Annotated in this window: 17 protein-coding genes; 10 read left to right on the top strand and 7 right to left on the bottom strand. The window is 61.8% G+C overall.

From position 1 onward, the window contains the following. Nucleotides 1-2: 2 nt before the first annotated feature. Entirely contained in the window at nt 3-2,051 is a 2,049-nt protein-coding gene (locus ACL02S_RS14780; RefSeq protein WP_412802978.1) for a M13 family metallopeptidase, read from the bottom strand. A 369-nt stretch (nt 2,052-2,420) separates the two neighbouring features. Between ACL02S_RS14780 and rplN the strand changes: the two genes are divergently transcribed. From rplN to ACL02S_RS14760, 4 genes are read left to right on the top strand one after another with little or no spacing between them, the layout of a single operon-like run. Next, nucleotides 2,421-2,789, top strand: coding sequence for a 50S ribosomal protein L14 (gene rplN / locus ACL02S_RS14775; RefSeq protein ID WP_412802977.1), 369 nt, complete (start codon nt 2,421-2,423; stop codon nt 2,787-2,789). Between the two features lies 1 nt (nt 2,790). Then, a complete protein-coding gene (rplX, locus tag ACL02S_RS14770; protein WP_412802976.1) occupies nt 2,791-3,108 on the top strand; it encodes a 50S ribosomal protein L24 in 318 nt (105 codons plus the stop codon). 2 nt (nt 3,109-3,110) lie between these two features. Further along, entirely contained in the window at nt 3,111-3,674 is a 564-nt protein-coding gene (rplE, locus tag ACL02S_RS14765) for a 50S ribosomal protein L5 (RefSeq protein WP_280479617.1), read from the top strand. Between the two features lie 4 nt (nt 3,675-3,678). Next, nucleotides 3,679-3,864, top strand: coding sequence for a type Z 30S ribosomal protein S14 (locus ACL02S_RS14760; protein ID WP_014981705.1), 186 nt, complete (start codon nt 3,679-3,681; stop codon nt 3,862-3,864). A 216-nt stretch (nt 3,865-4,080) separates the two neighbouring features. Here ACL02S_RS14760 and ACL02S_RS14755 read toward each other — a convergent pair whose 3' ends face one another. Next, complete coding sequence (locus tag ACL02S_RS14755) at nt 4,081-4,698, bottom strand: Uma2 family endonuclease (protein WP_412802975.1); 618 nt, start codon at nt 4,696-4,698, stop codon at nt 4,081-4,083. Nucleotides 4,699-5,313: 615 nt separating this feature from the next. On the opposite strand from ACL02S_RS14755, the gene ACL02S_RS14750 reads away from it, so the two are divergent. From ACL02S_RS14750 to ACL02S_RS14740, 3 genes are read left to right on the top strand one after another with little or no spacing between them, the layout of a single operon-like run. Next, a complete protein-coding gene (locus ACL02S_RS14750; protein ID WP_412802974.1) occupies nt 5,314-6,069 on the top strand; it encodes a DUF8017 domain-containing protein in 756 nt (251 codons plus the stop codon). Between the two features lie 17 nt (nt 6,070-6,086). Then, nucleotides 6,087-7,295, top strand: coding sequence for a hypothetical protein (locus ACL02S_RS14745; RefSeq protein WP_412802973.1), 1,209 nt, complete (start codon nt 6,087-6,089; stop codon nt 7,293-7,295). Further along, a complete protein-coding gene (locus tag ACL02S_RS14740) occupies nt 7,292-7,771 on the top strand; it encodes a hypothetical protein (RefSeq protein WP_412802972.1) in 480 nt (159 codons plus the stop codon). The genes ACL02S_RS14745 and ACL02S_RS14740 overlap by 4 nt, the downstream gene beginning before the upstream one ends. Nucleotides 7,772-7,839: 68 nt before the next feature. Here ACL02S_RS14740 and ACL02S_RS14735 read toward each other — a convergent pair whose 3' ends face one another. The 3 genes from ACL02S_RS14735 to ACL02S_RS14725 are packed head-to-tail and all read right to left on the bottom strand — an operon-like array spanning nt 7,840 to nt 13,963. Next, nucleotides 7,840-11,316 carry a DEAD/DEAH box helicase family protein gene (locus tag ACL02S_RS14735; RefSeq protein ID WP_412802971.1) on the bottom strand — a complete coding sequence of 1,159 codons (3,477 nt, stop codon included), beginning with the start codon at nt 11,314-11,316 and terminating at the stop codon, nt 7,840-7,842. Then, a complete protein-coding gene (locus ACL02S_RS14730) occupies nt 11,313-12,455 on the bottom strand; it encodes a restriction endonuclease subunit S (RefSeq protein WP_412802970.1) in 1,143 nt (380 codons plus the stop codon). Before ACL02S_RS14730 ends, ACL02S_RS14735 begins: the two co-directional genes overlap by 4 nt. After that, nucleotides 12,452-13,963, bottom strand: a complete 1,512-nt coding sequence (locus ACL02S_RS14725) for a type I restriction-modification system subunit M (RefSeq protein WP_412802969.1) — start codon at nt 13,961-13,963, stop codon at nt 12,452-12,454. Before ACL02S_RS14725 ends, ACL02S_RS14730 begins: the two co-directional genes overlap by 4 nt. Nucleotides 13,964-14,194: 231 nt before the next feature. Here ACL02S_RS14725 and ACL02S_RS14720 point away from each other — a divergent pair, with 231 nt between their 5' ends. The 3 genes from ACL02S_RS14720 (at nt 14,195) to ACL02S_RS14710 (ending at nt 15,674) form a co-directional block, all read left to right on the top strand. Beyond that, entirely contained in the window at nt 14,195-14,506 is a 312-nt protein-coding gene (locus ACL02S_RS14720) for a WXG100 family type VII secretion target (protein WP_412802968.1), read from the top strand. Nucleotides 14,507-15,006: 500 nt separating this feature from the next. Then, nucleotides 15,007-15,261, top strand: coding sequence for a FitA-like ribbon-helix-helix domain-containing protein (locus tag ACL02S_RS14715; protein WP_412802967.1), 255 nt, complete (start codon nt 15,007-15,009; stop codon nt 15,259-15,261). Continuing rightward, the gene (locus ACL02S_RS14710) at nt 15,258-15,674 is read left to right on the top strand and encodes a type II toxin-antitoxin system VapC family toxin (protein WP_412802966.1); all 417 of its coding nucleotides are present in this window, start codon (nt 15,258-15,260) and stop codon (nt 15,672-15,674) included. Before ACL02S_RS14715 ends, ACL02S_RS14710 begins: the two co-directional genes overlap by 4 nt. Before the next feature lie 179 nt (nt 15,675-15,853). On the opposite strand, the gene ACL02S_RS14705 is transcribed toward ACL02S_RS14710, so the two are convergent. Beyond that, nucleotides 15,854-16,594 carry a transglutaminase-like domain-containing protein gene (locus tag ACL02S_RS14705; RefSeq protein WP_412802965.1) on the bottom strand — a complete coding sequence of 247 codons (741 nt, stop codon included), beginning with the start codon at nt 16,592-16,594 and terminating at the stop codon, nt 15,854-15,856. A 12-nt stretch (nt 16,595-16,606) separates the two neighbouring features. Continuing rightward, a complete protein-coding gene (locus tag ACL02S_RS14700; RefSeq protein ID WP_412802964.1) occupies nt 16,607-17,647 on the bottom strand; it encodes an LLM class flavin-dependent oxidoreductase in 1,041 nt (346 codons plus the stop codon). Nucleotides 17,648-17,719: the final 72 nt, after the last annotated feature.

Genomic DNA, 17,719 nt, shown 5'->3' with positions numbered 1-17,719 from the left:
GATCAGAATGTGATGCGTTGTTCGGCAGGAAGGAAGAGGGCGTCGGCTTCCCGGACGCCGAAGGCCGTGTAGAACTCGTCCAGGTTGCGTACCACCTGGTTGCAGCGGAATTCTTCAGGGGAGTGCGTGTCGTTGGCGAGTAAGCGGATGGTGAGTTCCTCGGTCTGCTTCGAGCGCCAGCTACGCGCCCAGGACAGGAACAGGGTGCGGTAATCGGGGTTGTCGATACCGCGGCGTTTTTCGGCCGCGCGGAAGGCCGCGAGCGTGATCTGCAACCCACGCAGATCGGCGAGGTTCTCCCCGACGGTGAGTTCTCCGTCGACGTGCTGGTCCGGCTCCAGGCCTTCGGGAACCAGCACGTTGTACTGGGCCACCAGCTGCTCGGCCTTGGCCTCGAACGCGGCCCGGTCCTCCGGAGTCCACCAGTCACGGAGGTTGCCGTCGCCGTCGTATTTGGAGCCCTGGTCATCGAAACCGTGGCCGATCTCATGGCCTATGGTCGCCCCTACCGCACCGAAATTGACGGCTGCCAGTGCGTCCTTATCGAAGAACGGCGGTTGGAGGTAGGCGGCCGGGAAGACGATCTGATTGGTGGTCGGCGAATAGTAGGCATTCACCGTCTGCGGCGACATACCCCACTCGGACTTGTCCACCGGTGTGCCCAGCCGCGCGAAGGCGCGTTTGACCTCGAAATCATTGATGGAGAGCAGGGATTCGATCAGCTTGCCCCTGGTGACCCGCAGGGTGGAGTAATCGACCCACTTATCCGGGTAGCCGATCTTGGCGTCGATCTTTTCCAGTTTCGCGATAGACGCGGTGCGCGTCTGCGGCGACATCCAGGTCGAGTTGGTGAAGTTCTCCCGATAGGCCGCGACGACCTCGGTGAGTATCTCCTCGGCGCGTTCTTTGGCCTCTGGTGGAAAATGCTCGGCCACATACAGTTTTCCGAGTTGTTCGCCGAGACTCTCATTGACGATCCCTACCCCGTACTTCCACCGTTCCGGACGCTCGGTTTGTCCGTTGAGTACCCTGCCCTTGAAGTCGAGGTTCGCGTCGTTGATCGCCCGCGGTAAGAAGCGCGCGAACGCTTGCAACACAGACAATCTGAGATAGTCACGCCAGGTGTCTATGTCCACCTCGGCCCACAGCTCGCCTGCCGTGGGGAGGTAGGACGGCTGGTTGACCACCACTGTCTCGAACAGCGCGCGTGGCCGGTCGGTAATTCCGGAAAGCCACGGATCCCAGTCGAATTCCGGTGCCATCGCGGTCATCTCGGCCCAGCTGTGCCGGTTGTAGGTGGCGTCGGTATCGCGGTTGCGCACATTGTCCCAGTGCCCGGTCGCGATCCGGTTCTCCAGATCGAACACGCGCTGCGCCATCCCCGCCGGATCGGCGAACCCGGCTCCCGCTGCGATCCGTTCGAGGAAGATCCGATATTCCGCGAGCACCTCGGCGTGTTCCGGTTTCCGGTAGTACTGCTCACCGAGTCCGAGCCCGGACTGGCCGACCGAGGGAATGTAGGCATCGGAGTTCTTCCGATCGATGCTGACCCCGATCCCGATCAGGCCGCTGATCGGCAGCGCGCCCATCACCTCGGCCAGCTCGGGTTTGTTCGCGGCGGCGTCGATCTTGCCGAACAAGCCGGCCAGCGGCGTCATGCCAAGCCGTTCGATCTCGTCCCAGTCGACCCTGGCGTCGTACAGATCCCTGATCTGCTGTGCCTCCGAACCGGGCTCGGGATCACGAATCCCCTCGATGATCTCGCGCAACTGTTGTTGGGTGCGCTCGGCGGCCTCACTGGTCGAACCGAAGGCGACCTTGTCCGGCGGCAGCTGATACTCCCGCAGCCATTTTCCGTTGACGTGTCGGTACAGATCGTCCTGCGGCCGGATCGCCTCGTCCGCCCCACTCATATCGACGCCGGTGAACGTCCTGCTCACCGGCGTCGTATCGTCCGAACACGCGACCAGTGCCGCGGCGGCCGGGACCGTTCCCAGCGCGATCAGGAAGGCACGACGGCCCAGCTGGGCTGGGCGACCGGTTGATGTCACGCGAGAGTCCTCTCCCTGTCCCGGAGTCGCCGCACAAGTGCTGGAGGCGGCCTTATAGAGCATGAGGTTACCGGCGTAGCGCCGGTCTGGCCCGCAGTGTTCCCAGGTAACCACGCCTGCTTTCCGGTGACCCACCCGATTTGGGAACGACCTGCGGATTCCCCTACACTAGACCGGTTGCCTGCGGGAGCTCTGCCCGCGATCCGGCAGCGAACCCCCAGTGGTCGGTTCCGTATCAGGTACTCGAGGGTTACGTACTCGAACCGAGCAGAACGAACACTGGCAGGCGCGCGTCCGGACGGCAACCGACCATGCCCGTCGGGTCGGTAATCCGGCGTGCTAAACGTCCAGGTCAAGGAGGACGCTGAAGTGATTCAGCAGGAGTCGCGACTGCGCGTCGCCGACAACACGGGTGCGAAGGAGATTCTCTGCATCCGCGTTCTCGGCGGTTCGTCGCGTCGCTATGCCGGTATCGGCGACGTCATCGTCGCCACCGTGAAGGACGCCATCCCCGGCGGCAACGTCAAGCGGGGTGACGTGGTGAAGGCCGTCGTCGTGCGCACCTCCAAGGAGCGCCGTCGTCCGGATGGTTCCTACATCCGCTTCGACGAGAACGCGGCCGTGCTCATCAAGGCCGACAATGATCCGCGTGGCACCCGCATCTTCGGCCCGGTCGGCCGCGAGCTGCGCGACAAGCGGTTCATGAAGATCGTCTCGCTGGCCCCGGAGGTGCTCTGACATGAAGGTGCACAAGGGTGACACCGTGCTCGTCGTCTCGGGCAAGGACAAGGGCGCCAAGGGCAAGGTCATCCAGGCCTACCCGCAGGAGAACCGGGTCCTCGTCGAGGGCGTGAACCGGATCAAGAAGCACGTCGCGAACTCCGCCAACCAGCGCGGCGCCTCCTCGGGCGGCATCGTGACCCAGGAAGCCCCCATCCACGTCTCGAACGTGATGGTCGTCGACTCCGACGGCAAGCCGACCCGGATCGGCTACCGGACCGACGAGGAGAGCGGCAAGCGGGTCCGGATCTCCCGGAAAAACGGGAAGGACATCTGATTATGACCACGACTGAAAAGGTGCAGCCCCGGCTGAAGCAGCGCTACCGCGAGGAGATCAAGGACGCGCTGAACAAAGAATTCGACTACGCCAATGTGATGCAGATCCCCGGCGTGGTGAAGGTCGTCGTCAACATGGGTGTCGGCGACGCGGCCCGCGACGCCAAGCTGATCAACGGCGCGGTCGAGGACCTGGCCCTGATCACCGGCCAGAAGCCGCAGATCCGCAAGGCGACCAAGTCCATCGCGCAGTTCAAACTGCGTGAGGGCATGCCGATCGGCGCGAAGGTCACCCTGCGCGGTGACCGGATGTGGGAGTTCCTCGACCGGCTGGTCTCCATCGCCCTGCCGCGTATCCGCGACTTCCGTGGCCTGTCGCCGAAGCAGTTCGACGGCAACGGCAACTACACCTTCGGCCTGAGCGAGCAGTCGATGTTCCACGAGATCGATGTGGACAAGATCGACCGCCCGCGTGGTATGGATATCACCGTGGTAACCACCGCGACCAACAACGAAGAAGGCCGTGCCCTGCTCAAGCACCTCGGCTTCCCGTTCAAGGAGAACTGAGCACATGGCAAAGAAAGCACTGGTCAACAAGGCCAACGCCAAGCCGAAGTTCGCCGTGCGCGCCTACACCCGCTGCCAGCGGTGCGGCCGCCCGCACGCGGTGTACCGCAAGTTCGGCCTCTGCCGCGTCTGCCTGCGCGAGATGGCGCACCGGGGCGAGCTGCCCGGCGTGCACAAGAGCTCCTGGTGAGCCTCTTCCAGCACTGAGACGAGGGCACGGACTCACTCGAGTCCGTGCCCTCGTTCGTATGTGTGATCGGCGGTAGTCGATTGGTGGTTACCGGAGTCGCCTCGGCAACCATTTCACTACCGTCGTTTCCGGTTCTCGGTAGCGGAAGCCCAGGCACTGGACAGAGCCCCCGCCGGGATGAAGCGAGAGCGAAGCACAGTCCTCACGGTGCGGCACTCAATACCTGCGTCGCGGTAGCCTGCTCTGCAGTTCCGCGAAGGTGATCGCCATGCTCACCGGTTCGGTGAGGACCAGCGCATCGGTGTGGGTGTGCCGCGTAACATAGCGTCGGCCCGACCAGTCGAGCCTGCATTCCTCGATCTCGGTGACCCGCTGCCAATCTTTGCCGAAGTGCACGATCAGATAGACCGGAATGCCTTCCCTGGCGTACAGCTCGCGTTTGATGCCGATATCGGTGTCGACGGTGTCCTCCGATGTGACCTCGACTATCAGCAGAACCTGGCGGGCGACGTACTGGACGTCATACGGGCCATCCGTGCAGTCGCGCAGGATCAGATCCGGATACCTGACCCGCAGCCGCCGATGCGGGTCGGGAAGGTCGGCATCGGCCAGACGTATCGGGGTGTCGCTGTGCACTTCCCGACAGGGGCTTTGTGGATCGATCGCGTATTCGACCGCTGCGGCCAGTCTCCTGACTACGAGATCGTGTTCAGGAGACTGCGCCATCGCCGTGATCAGCGCACCGTCATGGATCTCACCAAAGGAACCGGGTGGTCCTGCGAGAAACTCCTCTACGGAGACGAGGTGCGGCGGCTCGTCCTGCGGCGTAGACATGGTTTCACCCTACCGATGACAGCCCGTTCCCGAGCGGTTCCGTCATGGGCTCGATGCGCGTGCCGTGGTGCAGGCTGATCGACATGATGTCGCGGGCGCAGATCGGACAATAGCTCGTGTCGTCGCGTCGGGTGGAATTCCTGTCGATCAATGTGCACGTCGACATCGGATTCGGTGTGCAAGACAGTGAGTTGCCAGGCTCCATCCCCAGCGATCATCGATGCCTACGCTGACTCGCCGGAAGCGGAGCAGATACCGGTCAGGCAGTCGCAAGCCGAATTAGCCAGTCTTGCAACGGAATCAGTCGCCTCGATCACACGCAGGACCACCGCTCCACTGCCGCCCCGGCTCGTGAGCTGTCATCGCACTGTCCCGGCACTGGATCGACTCTTCGAGCGCGATAATCGAACTCGGATAATGCCAGTGGAATACACCATCAGACAAACGAATTGGCTTCAGCTTCTCGAAATGTTTTCGTATCCGGCGCATCTAGTAGTGTGATGGCACATGGGCTCCGGTGTGGGGGGTGGACGCTTCGTTTCGTGGTGCGTTGCCCCGATAAAATTCGTCAAACTTCTGTACCGGTACGGTGTTTTGGCCCCACTCGGGAGGATCGTGGCTCTGATCGCCGCGCTCCTCGCGTTTTTCTGGGTGCTGGCCTGGGTCGGCAATCCGTACCTCGACAACACGAAATCCGCAGACGATGCACTGGTGCCGTGGACCGCGCCGACCCTGCCGAAGCCGAGCACCACGGTGGTGCTGCCACCGCCGGGCTTTCCGTCGATGGAGTTTCCGCCGCCGATGCCCGAGGTGCCCGAGGGGCAGCCGCAGCCGGTGCCTACCCGGTTCGGGCTCAGCTACAGCGTGCCGTCGGACAGTAGTTGGTATCCGAGCAACAGCACGGTCATGGGTTGGACAGACGACAGCGGAGACATCGCTACCTACGGTGCTGTAAGCAGTTACAAATACGGATACTGCCCTGATACCAGGGGGTCCACTCTGGCTGAGGTCGGCGTCACCGGGCGCAACGGAGTGGATATCGATACAGTGGCGCGCGAGGAAGTTGGCAAGGCGGAACGGATTTTCTCCGATGACGAGGCAGGCCGCAAGCCGAAGGTTGCGATCCAAGGCCCGTTCGTACTCGAAGTTTCCGGAAGGCCCGCAGTTCGCTATACAGCTGTTGTCACTGATATTCCGAAAAAAAATGGTTGCGATCCCAGTCGAGCTCATTTCGATATTGTCGCTACCCCTGCCTATGCTACCGCAGAAGTAATGATTCTCATGGTCGAACACCATGTGGGGCTTCCTATGGCGCTGTCGAGTGGTGATGTCGACACGATTATCAAGTCACTTCGCAAGACTGAGGAATAGTGTAGAGGTTCAGGCGTATGGTTGAAAAATTCAAAGCTAGTCCACACGAAATTGCAGGACTGGGAAATTTGGTGACCGAACTCGGTCACGACAGCATAAGTATCGCCAAGTTCATCGGCGATAATGGTTTTCCGCAGGGGGAATCTTTTACCGGCGAGATCATCAGTGATCTGATGGACCCTCTTCGTAGGGTTCATCATGTCATGTATGGCCATATGTATGAGATCGGTGCGCACAATATCACCACCGGTGCGGAGCTGAACAAAGCCGCCTGGATGTATCACGACCAAGACCAGAAGAATTACGCGGCACTCAACGCGCACACCCATGGCATACCGGGTGCGTATGGGCCGGATACGGAGCGGCGCGGACAGACCGAGGCATATGTCGATCCAGTCCCCTATCCCAAACCGGAGTCCTACAGCCTGAGCCCGCCGCAGGTCAACAGGGAGGACACCGCCGCGCTTCTGGCGGATGTCGCGTCATGGCTGGGTACAACGAACGAGTCCATCAAAAGTGTCACCCGGATGGCTGGTAAGGAGGTCGACCCGCTGGGGTTGGTGCTGCGGCCGATCGAGGGGAACTGGAACGAACTCAGACGGCTCGGCGAGGCTTACAAGGTCGCCGGAAACGCGATGGAAGCCACTGGAAAGAATTTGCAGTACGGCGTCGAACGCGTCGGCGTGCACTGGAACGGTGCCGCGGCTATCGCCTTCGAGGAGAATTGGGCGCGTCGCCAGATCGCGGCGATGAAGTGGGAGGGGCCCGTCGGCCGGGTTTTCGCCGACGTCTGCGGGCTCGTTGCCGACGAGATCCGGGCGGGCGTCCGATCGGCTCTCGTCAAGCTCAAAGATATGCTCGAGGACTACGTCGAGGTAAAAACTCTCAAGGGTATTTTCAAGAATGTGATCAAAAAGGTTCCCGGATTGGGGCTTGTCGTCGAAGCTATCGACCTCGGCCACAAGATCTACACGATCGTATCGACGGTCCGGGGCATAGTCGACAAGATCGAGGAACTGAAGAACAAACTGAAGGAATTCCTGTCGTTCATCACCGATCCATTGGGAAAAGTGCCGGACAAGCTGAAGGAGAAGCTGGAGCCGATCCTCAAAAGAAGTGCCGTGGGTAAGGATCTGACCGAAATCGTCCAGGTCAACCACACGCTGGAGCGGCCGAGGGAAAGTTACGACGTCGGCAAGGGTGGCCAACCCTGGGAGAACGGGTGAACCCGCACTGGAGCAGTATGCGGGAACCGGACCTGGATCCCGAGATCGAGGCGGCGGCCCGGCGAGTCATGGACGGTGTGGACGATCTGAGAACCGCCCGTCTTCGTGCCGAACGCATGGATGTCGCCGAAATCCTGCGGCAGCCGACACCGGTCACCGCCGAGCTGATGTCCGATCTGGCCGCCCTGCCACATGCTTCTCCCGAACTGCGGGCGTACGCCGAGCGTGTCCGCACCGGTGAATGCCGTTGGTCCGAGATCGAACTGTTCGCCCGTCCGCTACCACCGGAAGCGGTCGAGCTGAAGGCCTCACCGAATTTCCTCTGGGAGTGGCATTCACAACCGCCACCACCGCCCCCGTCACCACCTCCGGCACCGTCATCGCCTCGGACGAAAAGAGCTGACAATGTAGTGGGCCCGAGCGACTGGCCCGATGACTTCGACGAGTATCCAGGCCCGAAATCGTGGCTCGTCTGAAGACACTGCACACGTGTTCCGGACCGCCCGAATACCCCCTGGCGCCGTGTACTTCCCGGCGCCGGACGCTAGGTCGCGACCCGATCAGCCTGTGGTGCCACCGAACTTTCCGGAATCGCAGTCGTTCGAATGCTGTTCAGCACGGTGACCATACGATCGACTTGCTCATCGGAGAACAGCTGCTCCGGGCCCTCCGGGGCCAGCGACCGGAACGGTTGCTCATACAGTTCGCCCACATCGATGAGGCCGTTGCGGGCGACCGAGTCGGTCAGCATATCCAGGAAGTGCAGCTGAGTGGCTGTGAGGTTCTTCCCGATCAGGAACTCCGCGAACGCCGCCGAAACCGCCTCTGGGTTGAGCCCGGCCAGCGACCGCAGGAACAATCCCAGCCCGCCGTGCTGAGATTTGGCGTGCTCGATATCTTCCTCGGTGCCGAATCCGTTCTCCAGGAAGATCTGCTCGAGTTCTTCCAGATCGGTGGAGGTGATCTGCTTATTGCGCAGGATCTTCTGCACAGCCAGCTGATCTTCGTGGTTGCGCAGATAGGTGCGGACCTTGGACTCGAAGCGCGCCATCCCCATGCCGCTGCCGGCAAGCGCTTTGACCTCGGTGATCTTGATGTCGCCGAGCTCGTCCGCGAAATCGGTGTAGAGCGGAATCTGCTGGGTCCTCGGCGGAAGGTTCTTCACCAGGCCGCGCAATCGGCGCCGCAGAGTTTCCAGCATCGGCAGGGTCACGTCCTCCCACCATGCTTCGCCGGATACGTCTTCGATGAAGTCGTACTGCTGCCGGATCGCGGTGATGTTCTGCAAGGTCGGTGCGAGCAGGCCCGCCGCGATCTCTTGCACCTGTTCCCGCAATCTCGCGTACACCGGGTCGGCGGTGAGCACGGCCAGTTGCAGCCGCAGTATCAGATAGTCGAACCTTTTTGCCGCCGGGCTGTTCTCGCGATCCTGGTACTGGCTCGGCAGCGAGACCAGTTCGTCGACCCGGAGGCGGACATCAGGAGTGACGATATCCCAGCTCTCCGGCGCGCTGAACTCCTCGACGTAGCGCAGCTTGCGGCGCACCTCCACATTGCGGTGGTTCATATTCGCCACCTCCACCCGTAGCCGGTCGGCCAGCTGCCAGCGGAGGTCGACGACCGTTTTCGGTTCTTCTTCAGGAGTCCGGTCCGGTCGCAGACCCGGCTGTTCCAGCTCGTCGAGATCCCGGAGCAGATCGGCGCGGGCGCGGAACAGCCGCTCGCTCATGGACGGCTGCACGCGGCCCGCGGTGACCGGGAGGTCTTGATTGAAGTATTCGATGTTCCCGCAGAAGTCGAACACCAGAAACGTCTGCTTGTCCCGGTTCGGCCCCTTCAGGTCCGGGCACAGCCGGGTGCCGCGGCCCATCATCTGCCAGTACTTGGTCTTGGAACGAATCAGTTTCGCGAAGACCAGGTTCACCACAGCGGGCACGTCGAGGCCGGTGTCGAGCATGTCGACGGAGACGGCGATGCGCAGCCCGCTGGCGGGGTCTTCGAACTTGTCGATCAGGCTCTGCGCGTGGCTCACCTGGTGGGTGATCATCTGCGTGTGCTCGCCCCCGAGGTCGGGATACTGCGCACGGAAACGCTCTACGATCAGCTCGGCGTGCTTATTGTTGCGGGCGAAGATGATCGTCTTGCCGAGCCGTTCCGCGTCGTCGACCTTCTCGCCGAGGGTCATGAGGGCCTCGAGCATCTTGTCGATGGTGTCGGAATTGAACAGGAAGCGGTTGAGGCCCTCCGGGTCCACCTCATCGGGAACACCGGAATCGTCATCCCATTCCAGTTCGTCCCAGCGTTCCTTCTCTTCCTCGGACAGCTCGTCGTATTTGATGCCGCTGTGCAGGAATTTCAACGGCACTTCGACGGCGGTCGGCGGCACCAGCCAGTTGTCCTTGACGGCCTGGTCCAGATCGTAGGCATCGGTCGGGACGCCGTCTTCCAGGTTGAACAGCCGGTAGGTGTTGCGGTCGATCTCGTCCTTCGGTGTTGCGGTCAAACCGACCAGCAGCGAATCGAAGTGCTCGAAGATGGCCCGGTACTTCTGATACACCGAGCGGTGCGCCTCGTCGACCACGACCAGATCGAAGTAGCCGGGCCCGAACCGGCGCTCCTCGGTCTCGTCGATGTCGTTGATGAGATTCATCATCGTCGGATAGGTGGATACATAGACTCGTGCGCTGGTGTCCTTCTCGGTGAGCAGGTTCACCGTCGGCACATTGGGCAGATGCGCCTTGAACGCATTCACCGCCTGCGTTACCAGTACCTGCCGGTCGGCGAGGAACAGCACACGCTTCACCCAGCCCGCGCGGATCAGCAGATCCACCAGCGCGATCACGGTACGGGTCTTACCCGTGCCCGTCGCCATCACCAGCAGCGCCTGCCGCTGCTTGTCCCGCTCGAAATGCTCGGCGATGCGACGGATGGCACGGTGCTGATAGGGGCGATTGACGATCTCGTCATTGATCGTCTGCCCACCGAGGGCTTTGCGGCCTGCCCGGCGCTGGATCAGCGTGCGCAACTGGTCTTTGGTGTAGAAGCCCTGTACGGGACGCGGCGGGTAGAAAGGCGCGTCCCAGATCTGCGTCTCGTAGCCGTTGGTGCAGAAGATCACCGGCCGCTGCCCGTGCTCGCGTTCCAGCGCGTCGGCGTAGAGCGACGCCTGATGCAGGCCCGCATCGGGGCTCTTGGTGGTTGGCTTGGCTTCGACGAGGGCGAGCGGCTTGCCGTTGTCGTCCCACAGCACGTAATCGACGTACCCGTTCCCGCTCTTCGTCGGTATCCCGCTGACCGGGTATTCCCGGTCGTCCTTACCGCCCAGCCCCCAGCCCGCTTCTTTCAGCAGCAGATCGACCAGATTGGCGCGAGTCTCGGCCTCGGTGTAATCGTGCCGGTCCGGCACCGCCGCGTTCGCGGCCTTGGCGACCTTGACTTCTTCGCGCAGCCGTAGAACCTCTTCGTCCAGCTCCTTGTTCTTGCGCCGCTGCGCCGCCAGTTCTGCCTGCTGCGCGGCGAAATCCGCGGCCATCCGCTGGATCTCGGCCTGCTTCTTCCGCCGCACCTCGGCAGGAACTGGGCGCGGGATACCCGCCGTATCGAACGCCAGGCTGTCCGAGGGCCGGTGCTCCGGCTTCCGCGTGTAGTTCCGCGCGATCCAATACAGAACGTGGAAAAGCTCGCTCACCGCCTTGACGGCATCCTGCGCCGCCACCAGCGTCTGGCGGTGCACGGCGATATTGCCCTGCCGCCGAACCACATCCATCTTCCCGCAAAGCACCGGCCCGGCCTGCAATCGCATGGTCGGTTCGGAGATCCGCGCGTTCAAATCATCCCGATACGGCCGCCGCAACGAGTCATCCACCTCGTACAGCCACCCCACCGCCAACTCCAGCGTCCGGCGCGCATAGAAACACGACACCCGCGGATCGGCCATCGCCGCCCGCTCCGCCCGAACGGCCTCGTCGAACAACTCCGGCCATTCCGGTTGTAGGAACGCGAAGTTACTGCGGTTTGTCACGGAACCCCTTCCCCTGCTGGATCTTCCGCTTCATGCTGCCACAGTTCGCCACGGAAGGCGCGGGATTGCAGGGAGGCGAAGAGGGCGTTCAACCGGTCTAGTTGAGCCTCATGTGTCGCCTTGGTGGCGTTGAGAGCTGTCACGCGTTGCGCATACTCTCTTATGAGCTCGGCGGGGGGGTGTGGAACGGAAAGGTTGCGCAGGGTTTTAAGGTTGATGTTCTTCTGAGCTGACTCTGGGGCAAGTTTCTCTATAGACTCTTGGAGTAAGAGAATGATGCCGCGAACATACTCCGCAGTCGAATTTTCTGAGGTAAACCCAACAATGCTATCTGGGAAGCAGGCATCGAAGGTGAGTATGCCGGTCTTCGCGATATTCGCGGCGATTGTAATACATAGCGTTCCCTGTGGCCATAAGCGACTTTGGTGGAGTCCGATTTCTGAGTATGTTCCGCTTGCGGAAGTTATGTATCCACCGGAATTGGCAACATCGCCAGTTTGAACTAGTGGATACGGCCCGCCCAATAGTTTAGGGTCATTTCGCGGTCGATGCTTCGATACTCCACGATCGAGATTGCCCAGCGTCTCCAATAGGACAACAGGCCAATTCTTAGGGTTCTGCATCGGATCGCCGAACATATCGAGGAATATGGATTGGGTGAGTTCGTCGAGGAGGGTGACAGCCTTCCGGCGCTTTTCTCGCAGCGCGTCCACCTGATCTAGAACCTGTGCGATATTTCGTTGCTCATCCATCGGTGGTGCGACAAACTTTGCTGTTTTAAGAAACTTGAAGTGTCTGGAATATCCTGCATTCGGTATATTGAGATAGCGTAAGTGGTGGAATAAGTACTTGGGCTCGAAAATTGGAGTCGGATGAAGCAGTTTCACTCCATCTGCCCCTACGGTAAACGGAAAGTCGATGTATTTTACATGTCGGGTGTGATCGCCGAATGCGATGACAGGAAGCGGCCCGCTATAGGCGAGACTTCTGTCGTCTACATAACCAGCGATTAATTTAGCACCCTGATCCACTACCGGAAGGAGGCCGTTTTTCTGATAGTTGGATTGCAGTATTTTGTGATGCCCGGATGAGGAATCTGTGATTGCATCGCAAAATTCGACGGTACGCCACTCGGTCAAGCGATCATCCCTTTCAGCTCCGACATCCCCTGTTGGATTTCCGCTTCGATCCGTTCCAGTTCCTCGATGATCTCCAGCGGCGGCCGGTGCTCGACCTCTTCGTGGACGATCTCCTTGTACCGATTGAGCGAAAGGTCGTAGCCCTGAGCGGCGATATCCGCCTTGGGCACGCAGAAGCTCTGTTCGGTGCGGGCGCGGTCGCTTTCGGTGCCGTTGCGGCGGGACCAGCGGGCGAGCACATCGGGGAGGTTGTTCTTGACGTGCTCGTCGGCGGTGAGGGCGGTGCCGGGGGCCGCGCCGAGCTTGTCGCCGGGCAGCAGGGGAGTGCGTTTGTCGTCGAGGCTGAAGCCGTCGGCGGTGACCTCGTAGAACCAGACGTGGTCGGTCTCATCGCCTTTGGTGAAGAACAGGATCGCGGTGGACACTCCGGCATAGGGCTTGAACACCCCGCTCGGCAGTTTCACCACCGCGTCCAGCTTGTGCTCCTCGACGAGCTTCTTGCGCAGATCCTTGTGCGCTTTGGTTGAACCGAACAGCACGCCGTCGGGGACGATGACCGCCGCCTTGCCGCCGGGTTTGAGCAGGCGCAGGAACAGCGCGAGGAACAGCAGTTCGGTTTTCTTGGTCTTCACCACCTGCAGCAGGTCCTTGGCGGTGGTCTCGTAATCGAGGCTGCCCGCGAACGGCGGATTGGCGAGGATCATCGAGTATTTCTCGGCCTCGGTGGACACGCTCTGCGCGAGGGAATCGCGGTAGCGGATGTCCGGCTGCTCGACCTCGTGCATGAGCATGTTCATGCTGGCGATGCGCAGCATGGTGGAGTCGAAGTCGAAGCCGTGGAACATGCTGTTGTGGAAGTGCCGCTTCTGTTCGGTGTCGATCAGCACATCCGGATGGGTGCGCTGGAGGTATTCGGCGGCGCCGACCAGGAAGCCCGCGGTGCCGCAGGCGGGGTCGCAGATCTCGTCGTGCGGGCCGGGCGCCAGCATGGCGACCATCAGCCCGATGATATGGCGCGGGGTGCGGAACTGGCCGTTCTGACCCGCGGTGGCGATCTTGGCGAGCATGTACTCGTACAGATCGCCCTTGGTGTCGCCGCTGCCGAACTCCATATCGTCGAGCATGTCGACGGCCTTGATGAGCAGGCTCGCGGTGGGGATGGTGAAGCGGGCGTCCTTCATATGGTGGGAATAGGTGGACTCTTCCCCGCCCAGTTCGCGCAGCCAGGCGAACACCTCGTCGCGGACCATGGGCAGCATGGCGTCCGGATCCAGCTCTTTGAACACCGACCAGCGCAGATGGTTCTGCTCGGGGAGATAGACCGGGTCCTCGATCGGCAGGCCCGTGCGCGTGGCTTTGCGTTCCTTGCCGGTTTGTAGCTGTTCCAGGCGCCGCAGGAACATCAGGTAGGTGATCTGTTCGATCACCTCCAGCGGGTTCGAGATCCCACCCGACCAGAAGGCGTCCCACAATCGGTCTATCTTGCTCCGCAATTCCCCGGTGATCATGCCGCTGAGGCTATCGGACCTGTGTGACGACCCGAGGGGGTATCCGCTGGTCGTCGTCACATGGTGGTCGCGCATAGCCGGTCGCTGGGGGCGTCAGAAAGCCGTGGCTTCCGGTGCCGTCGCACCTGGGGTGCGTTGCCGTTCGCACTGTTCGTCGGTAGAGGGGGCTGAAGAGTTGGCGGGGGAAGCATCATCACTGTCGATCGCGACCGAAGACGTGGAAGCGTTGGGGTGGTTGGCATTCGATATCGCGAGCCAGTGCCGGGATGGTTACTCGGCGTTGGCGGTCGATGTGCGGGATGTGCTGGAGAGCTGGCCGACCAACTCGCGGCACTCGAGCGGAAAGCCGCGGACCTCGATGCCACATCGACCGGTGCGGTGCTGGCGGCCTACTGGGCAGCGCGTACCGAGTGGTCGGCGGGTGCCGCCGAGGTCGAAGAAGGACTCGCGGCATTCGCGGACGCGGTACGGCATGCCCATGAGAGCTACACCGGGGCGGTAGCCGAGGGTCTGCCCTTCCGTGGGATCGCCGGACGGCGCTGATGGCGGACCTCCCCGGGGGCATCTGAACATATGCGCTCCGGCAGCAGGCGGGGGCCGGTTGGGCGGCTACATCGATGTTCACGTAGGTCCTGACCATGTTCGTAACCGGGACATGTTCGCCGTCGCAGTGGCAAACGCACACGTACGACTGGGGTACCGGAGGATGCCCCGCGCGTGTGCAGCGCCGGACCAGGACACATGATCACTCCGCACCCGGGGGTGGCGCGATTGTCGAGTGAACGCCTTCATCTCGAACCGTGATGGGGCTCCAGCTGCCGATGTCTTGCTCAGCCGCACAGGTTATAGCTTGCCGGAATGGGGGAGCTGACCTTCAGTGGTGCAGCGCCACTGTGAATCATCGGGCCCATATGGTCGACCCCTATGAGGGTCTTTGCAGGTGTCGTCACACATGGTGATATCAGATAGAATTAATTGACATCATTGACTGTTGAAGTTCCAGATCGATATCAATGATGGCAGATGAGAGGAGATGATGTCGGATGAAGAACGTGACGATTCGAAATCTGAGCGATGAGGTACACCGCGCGATCCGCCAACGCGCAGCCGCGCACGAGCGCAGCGTCGAGGCCGAGATCCGCGCCATCCTCACCGACGCCGTGCAGCCCGCCGAGCGGATCAAGCTCGGCACCCGACTGGCCGAGATCTGGGCTCAGGACCCGTTGACCGAGGAGGAACACGCCTTGCTCGACAACCGTGACCGCACCCCGCACGAACCCATGGAGTTCCCCGAGTGATCATCCTGGATACCAACGTCATCAGCGAACCCATGGGTGGTGCCCCGAACCCGCGGGTGCTTGCCTGGTTCGACGCCCAGACCTTCGAAACCCTCTATCTGACTTCCGTCACCGTCGGCGAACTCCGGTTCGGCATCGCGACGATGCCCGCAGGCCGTCGCCGTGACTTGTTGACCGCGCGGATGGAGAAGGACACACTGCCGCTGTTCACCGGCCGCATTCTGCCCTACGGTCTGGACGCCACCGAGGAATACGCACGCCTGATGTCCACCGCTCGCGCCACCGGCTTGGCCATTGCCCCCCTCGACGGCATGATCGCTGCCACAGCGGCCGCCGCGGGTTTCGCTGTCGCCACCCGCGACACCTCGCCGTTCGAGGCCGCCGGAGTGCCCGTCATCGACCCGTGGCAATAAGTGCCACGGCTGCAACAGTTCTCGCCTAGATCCAGGTGATTCCGGCCGATTCTTCGGCGCAACGGTGGCCGAGCCGACGACATCGCGGTGATTCGCGGCAGTGCGGCCGGGTTGGTGCGATTGCCTTGTGAACACCGCTATTTCGAACCATTCGGAATCCTTCGGTAACCACTTGCCGGTCAGTTGTGCTGCCGCACCAGATCGGGATCAGGGCCGGCCCAGAGCGGATCGTCGGCGGCGAGGCGTAGGCGGGCGGTTTCCGAGTCTTCGGCAGCCATGGTGGCGAGCACTTCTCGGGCGAGGTGGATGTACCACTCGGCCACCTGGTGTGGATAGTCCGCGTAACTGCCGTTCTCTCGAATGACCGCCCCCTCGACGGTCGGAATATCGGTTCGGCCGTCGAACTCGACGGTGTACGGTCTGCCCAGTCGTGCCGCGGTCGGGGCATCGATGGTGGCGTCCAGCCGAAGCCAGCGACCGTTGTGGAAGGCCTCACCCAGTGAGTGCCAGGGGAGCGGTCTACCGTTGCGGCCACCCCACAGCCGGCGTACTTCGGGGGAGAGGAATTCCATCCGGGGTGCGTCGAGGGTCTGGAAGGCGACGCGTGCGGGGATACCGGTGGCCCGGCACAGGGCGACGAAGGTGCTCGCCTTGCCCATGCAGAAAGCCACGCCGTTGTCGATCACATCGCCTGCCGTGCTCTTACCCTCGGCCAGATATCGAAATGACGCGAGAACGTCGTAGGGGATGTCACGGACGTAGCGGTATATGTTGCCGAGGCGCTCTACGTTTTCCACGCATCCTGCGGTGAGATCTGCTGCCTTCGACGCGACGATCGGGTGGTCGGAGTTCATATAGGCTGTGGGGCGGAGGTATTCGTCACCGATTTCCACTGCTTTCGAATCATTCATGCGTGTCATCGAAGTGTTCTTTCACTGTTTCGCCGCCGATCCATCCGGGTCGTTCCGCTGCGGAGGATCGTCGAAGTGACGGAGGATTTCCTCACCCACTACCTGTAAATTATCCGTATCGGCGATATCGGGAACGGCGAAAAGGAAATCATGGATTCCTGCCTTCTGATATTCCCGAATACGTTCGGCGCATTCCTCCGGGGAACCGGCGATCAACCCTTCCGCTGGAATGGAGCGGAACCTGCTCTTGGTCCTTTCCCGTTGCGCGGGGTCGTCGGTGGGAGACAGGAGTGCGGTCACGGACAGGCGCAGCGTGGCGGGATCGCGGCCGGCCTTCTCGCATGCGCGGTCGAGAAAGGTTCGGCGGTCCGCGCATTGCTGGGGCGACCACCAGCGAACGTTGACGCCATCGGCGTAACGGGCGGCGATGCGATGGACTCGATCACCTTCGCCACCGACCCATAAGGGCGGATGCGGGCGCTGGACCGGCGGTGGATCGCAGCTGGCGCCGTCGATCGAGTAGAACTCACCGCGAAATGTCGGGTACTCATCGACCCAGATACGCTGGATGAGCTGGAGTGATTCGGCGAGTGCCGTGACCCGGTCACCGGCTGAGGGGAAAGGGATGCCGTAGGCTTCGAATTCTCGCTGAAACCATCCGGCCCCGAGTCCGATTTCTACCCGGCCTGCGGAGATGGTGTCGAGCGTCGCGGCCATCTTGGCCAGTACCGACGGATAGCGATAGGGATTGCACAGGACGTTCGTACCCAGTCGGATCTTCCTGGTGTCCCTGGATAGGGCGGACAGCGCGGTCCAGCACTCCAGTTGTGGCAGGGAGGGAACCTGCCCACGGCTCGCAGGCTCCTCGTCGGTTTTCTCGCCGGAAATTCCCACTTGCCGCACGTAGTCGTCGGTGTCGAGGGTAAGGAAATGGTCACACAGCCATAGCGACCGGAAGCCGAGCGCTTCGGCTTCCTGTGCGACTCGGGCCATATCCGGGTAGTTGTCGACGGCGAGGCCCCGGATTACGGCAGAGAGGATGATGCCTGAATTGGGGATCATGGAATTACTCGGTGATCAGCGGACGATGAACACTGGCGACGAAAGACCACGTGCGTTCGATTGTAGTCCTGC

Origin of the sequence: Nocardia spongicola (genome assembly GCF_047200775.1) — a bacterium.
Taxonomy (GTDB): domain Bacteria; phylum Actinomycetota; class Actinomycetes; order Mycobacteriales; family Mycobacteriaceae; genus Nocardia.
The sequence above is the reverse complement of the archived record's forward strand: the minus strand, read 5'-3'. Positions and strand labels throughout refer to the sequence as shown.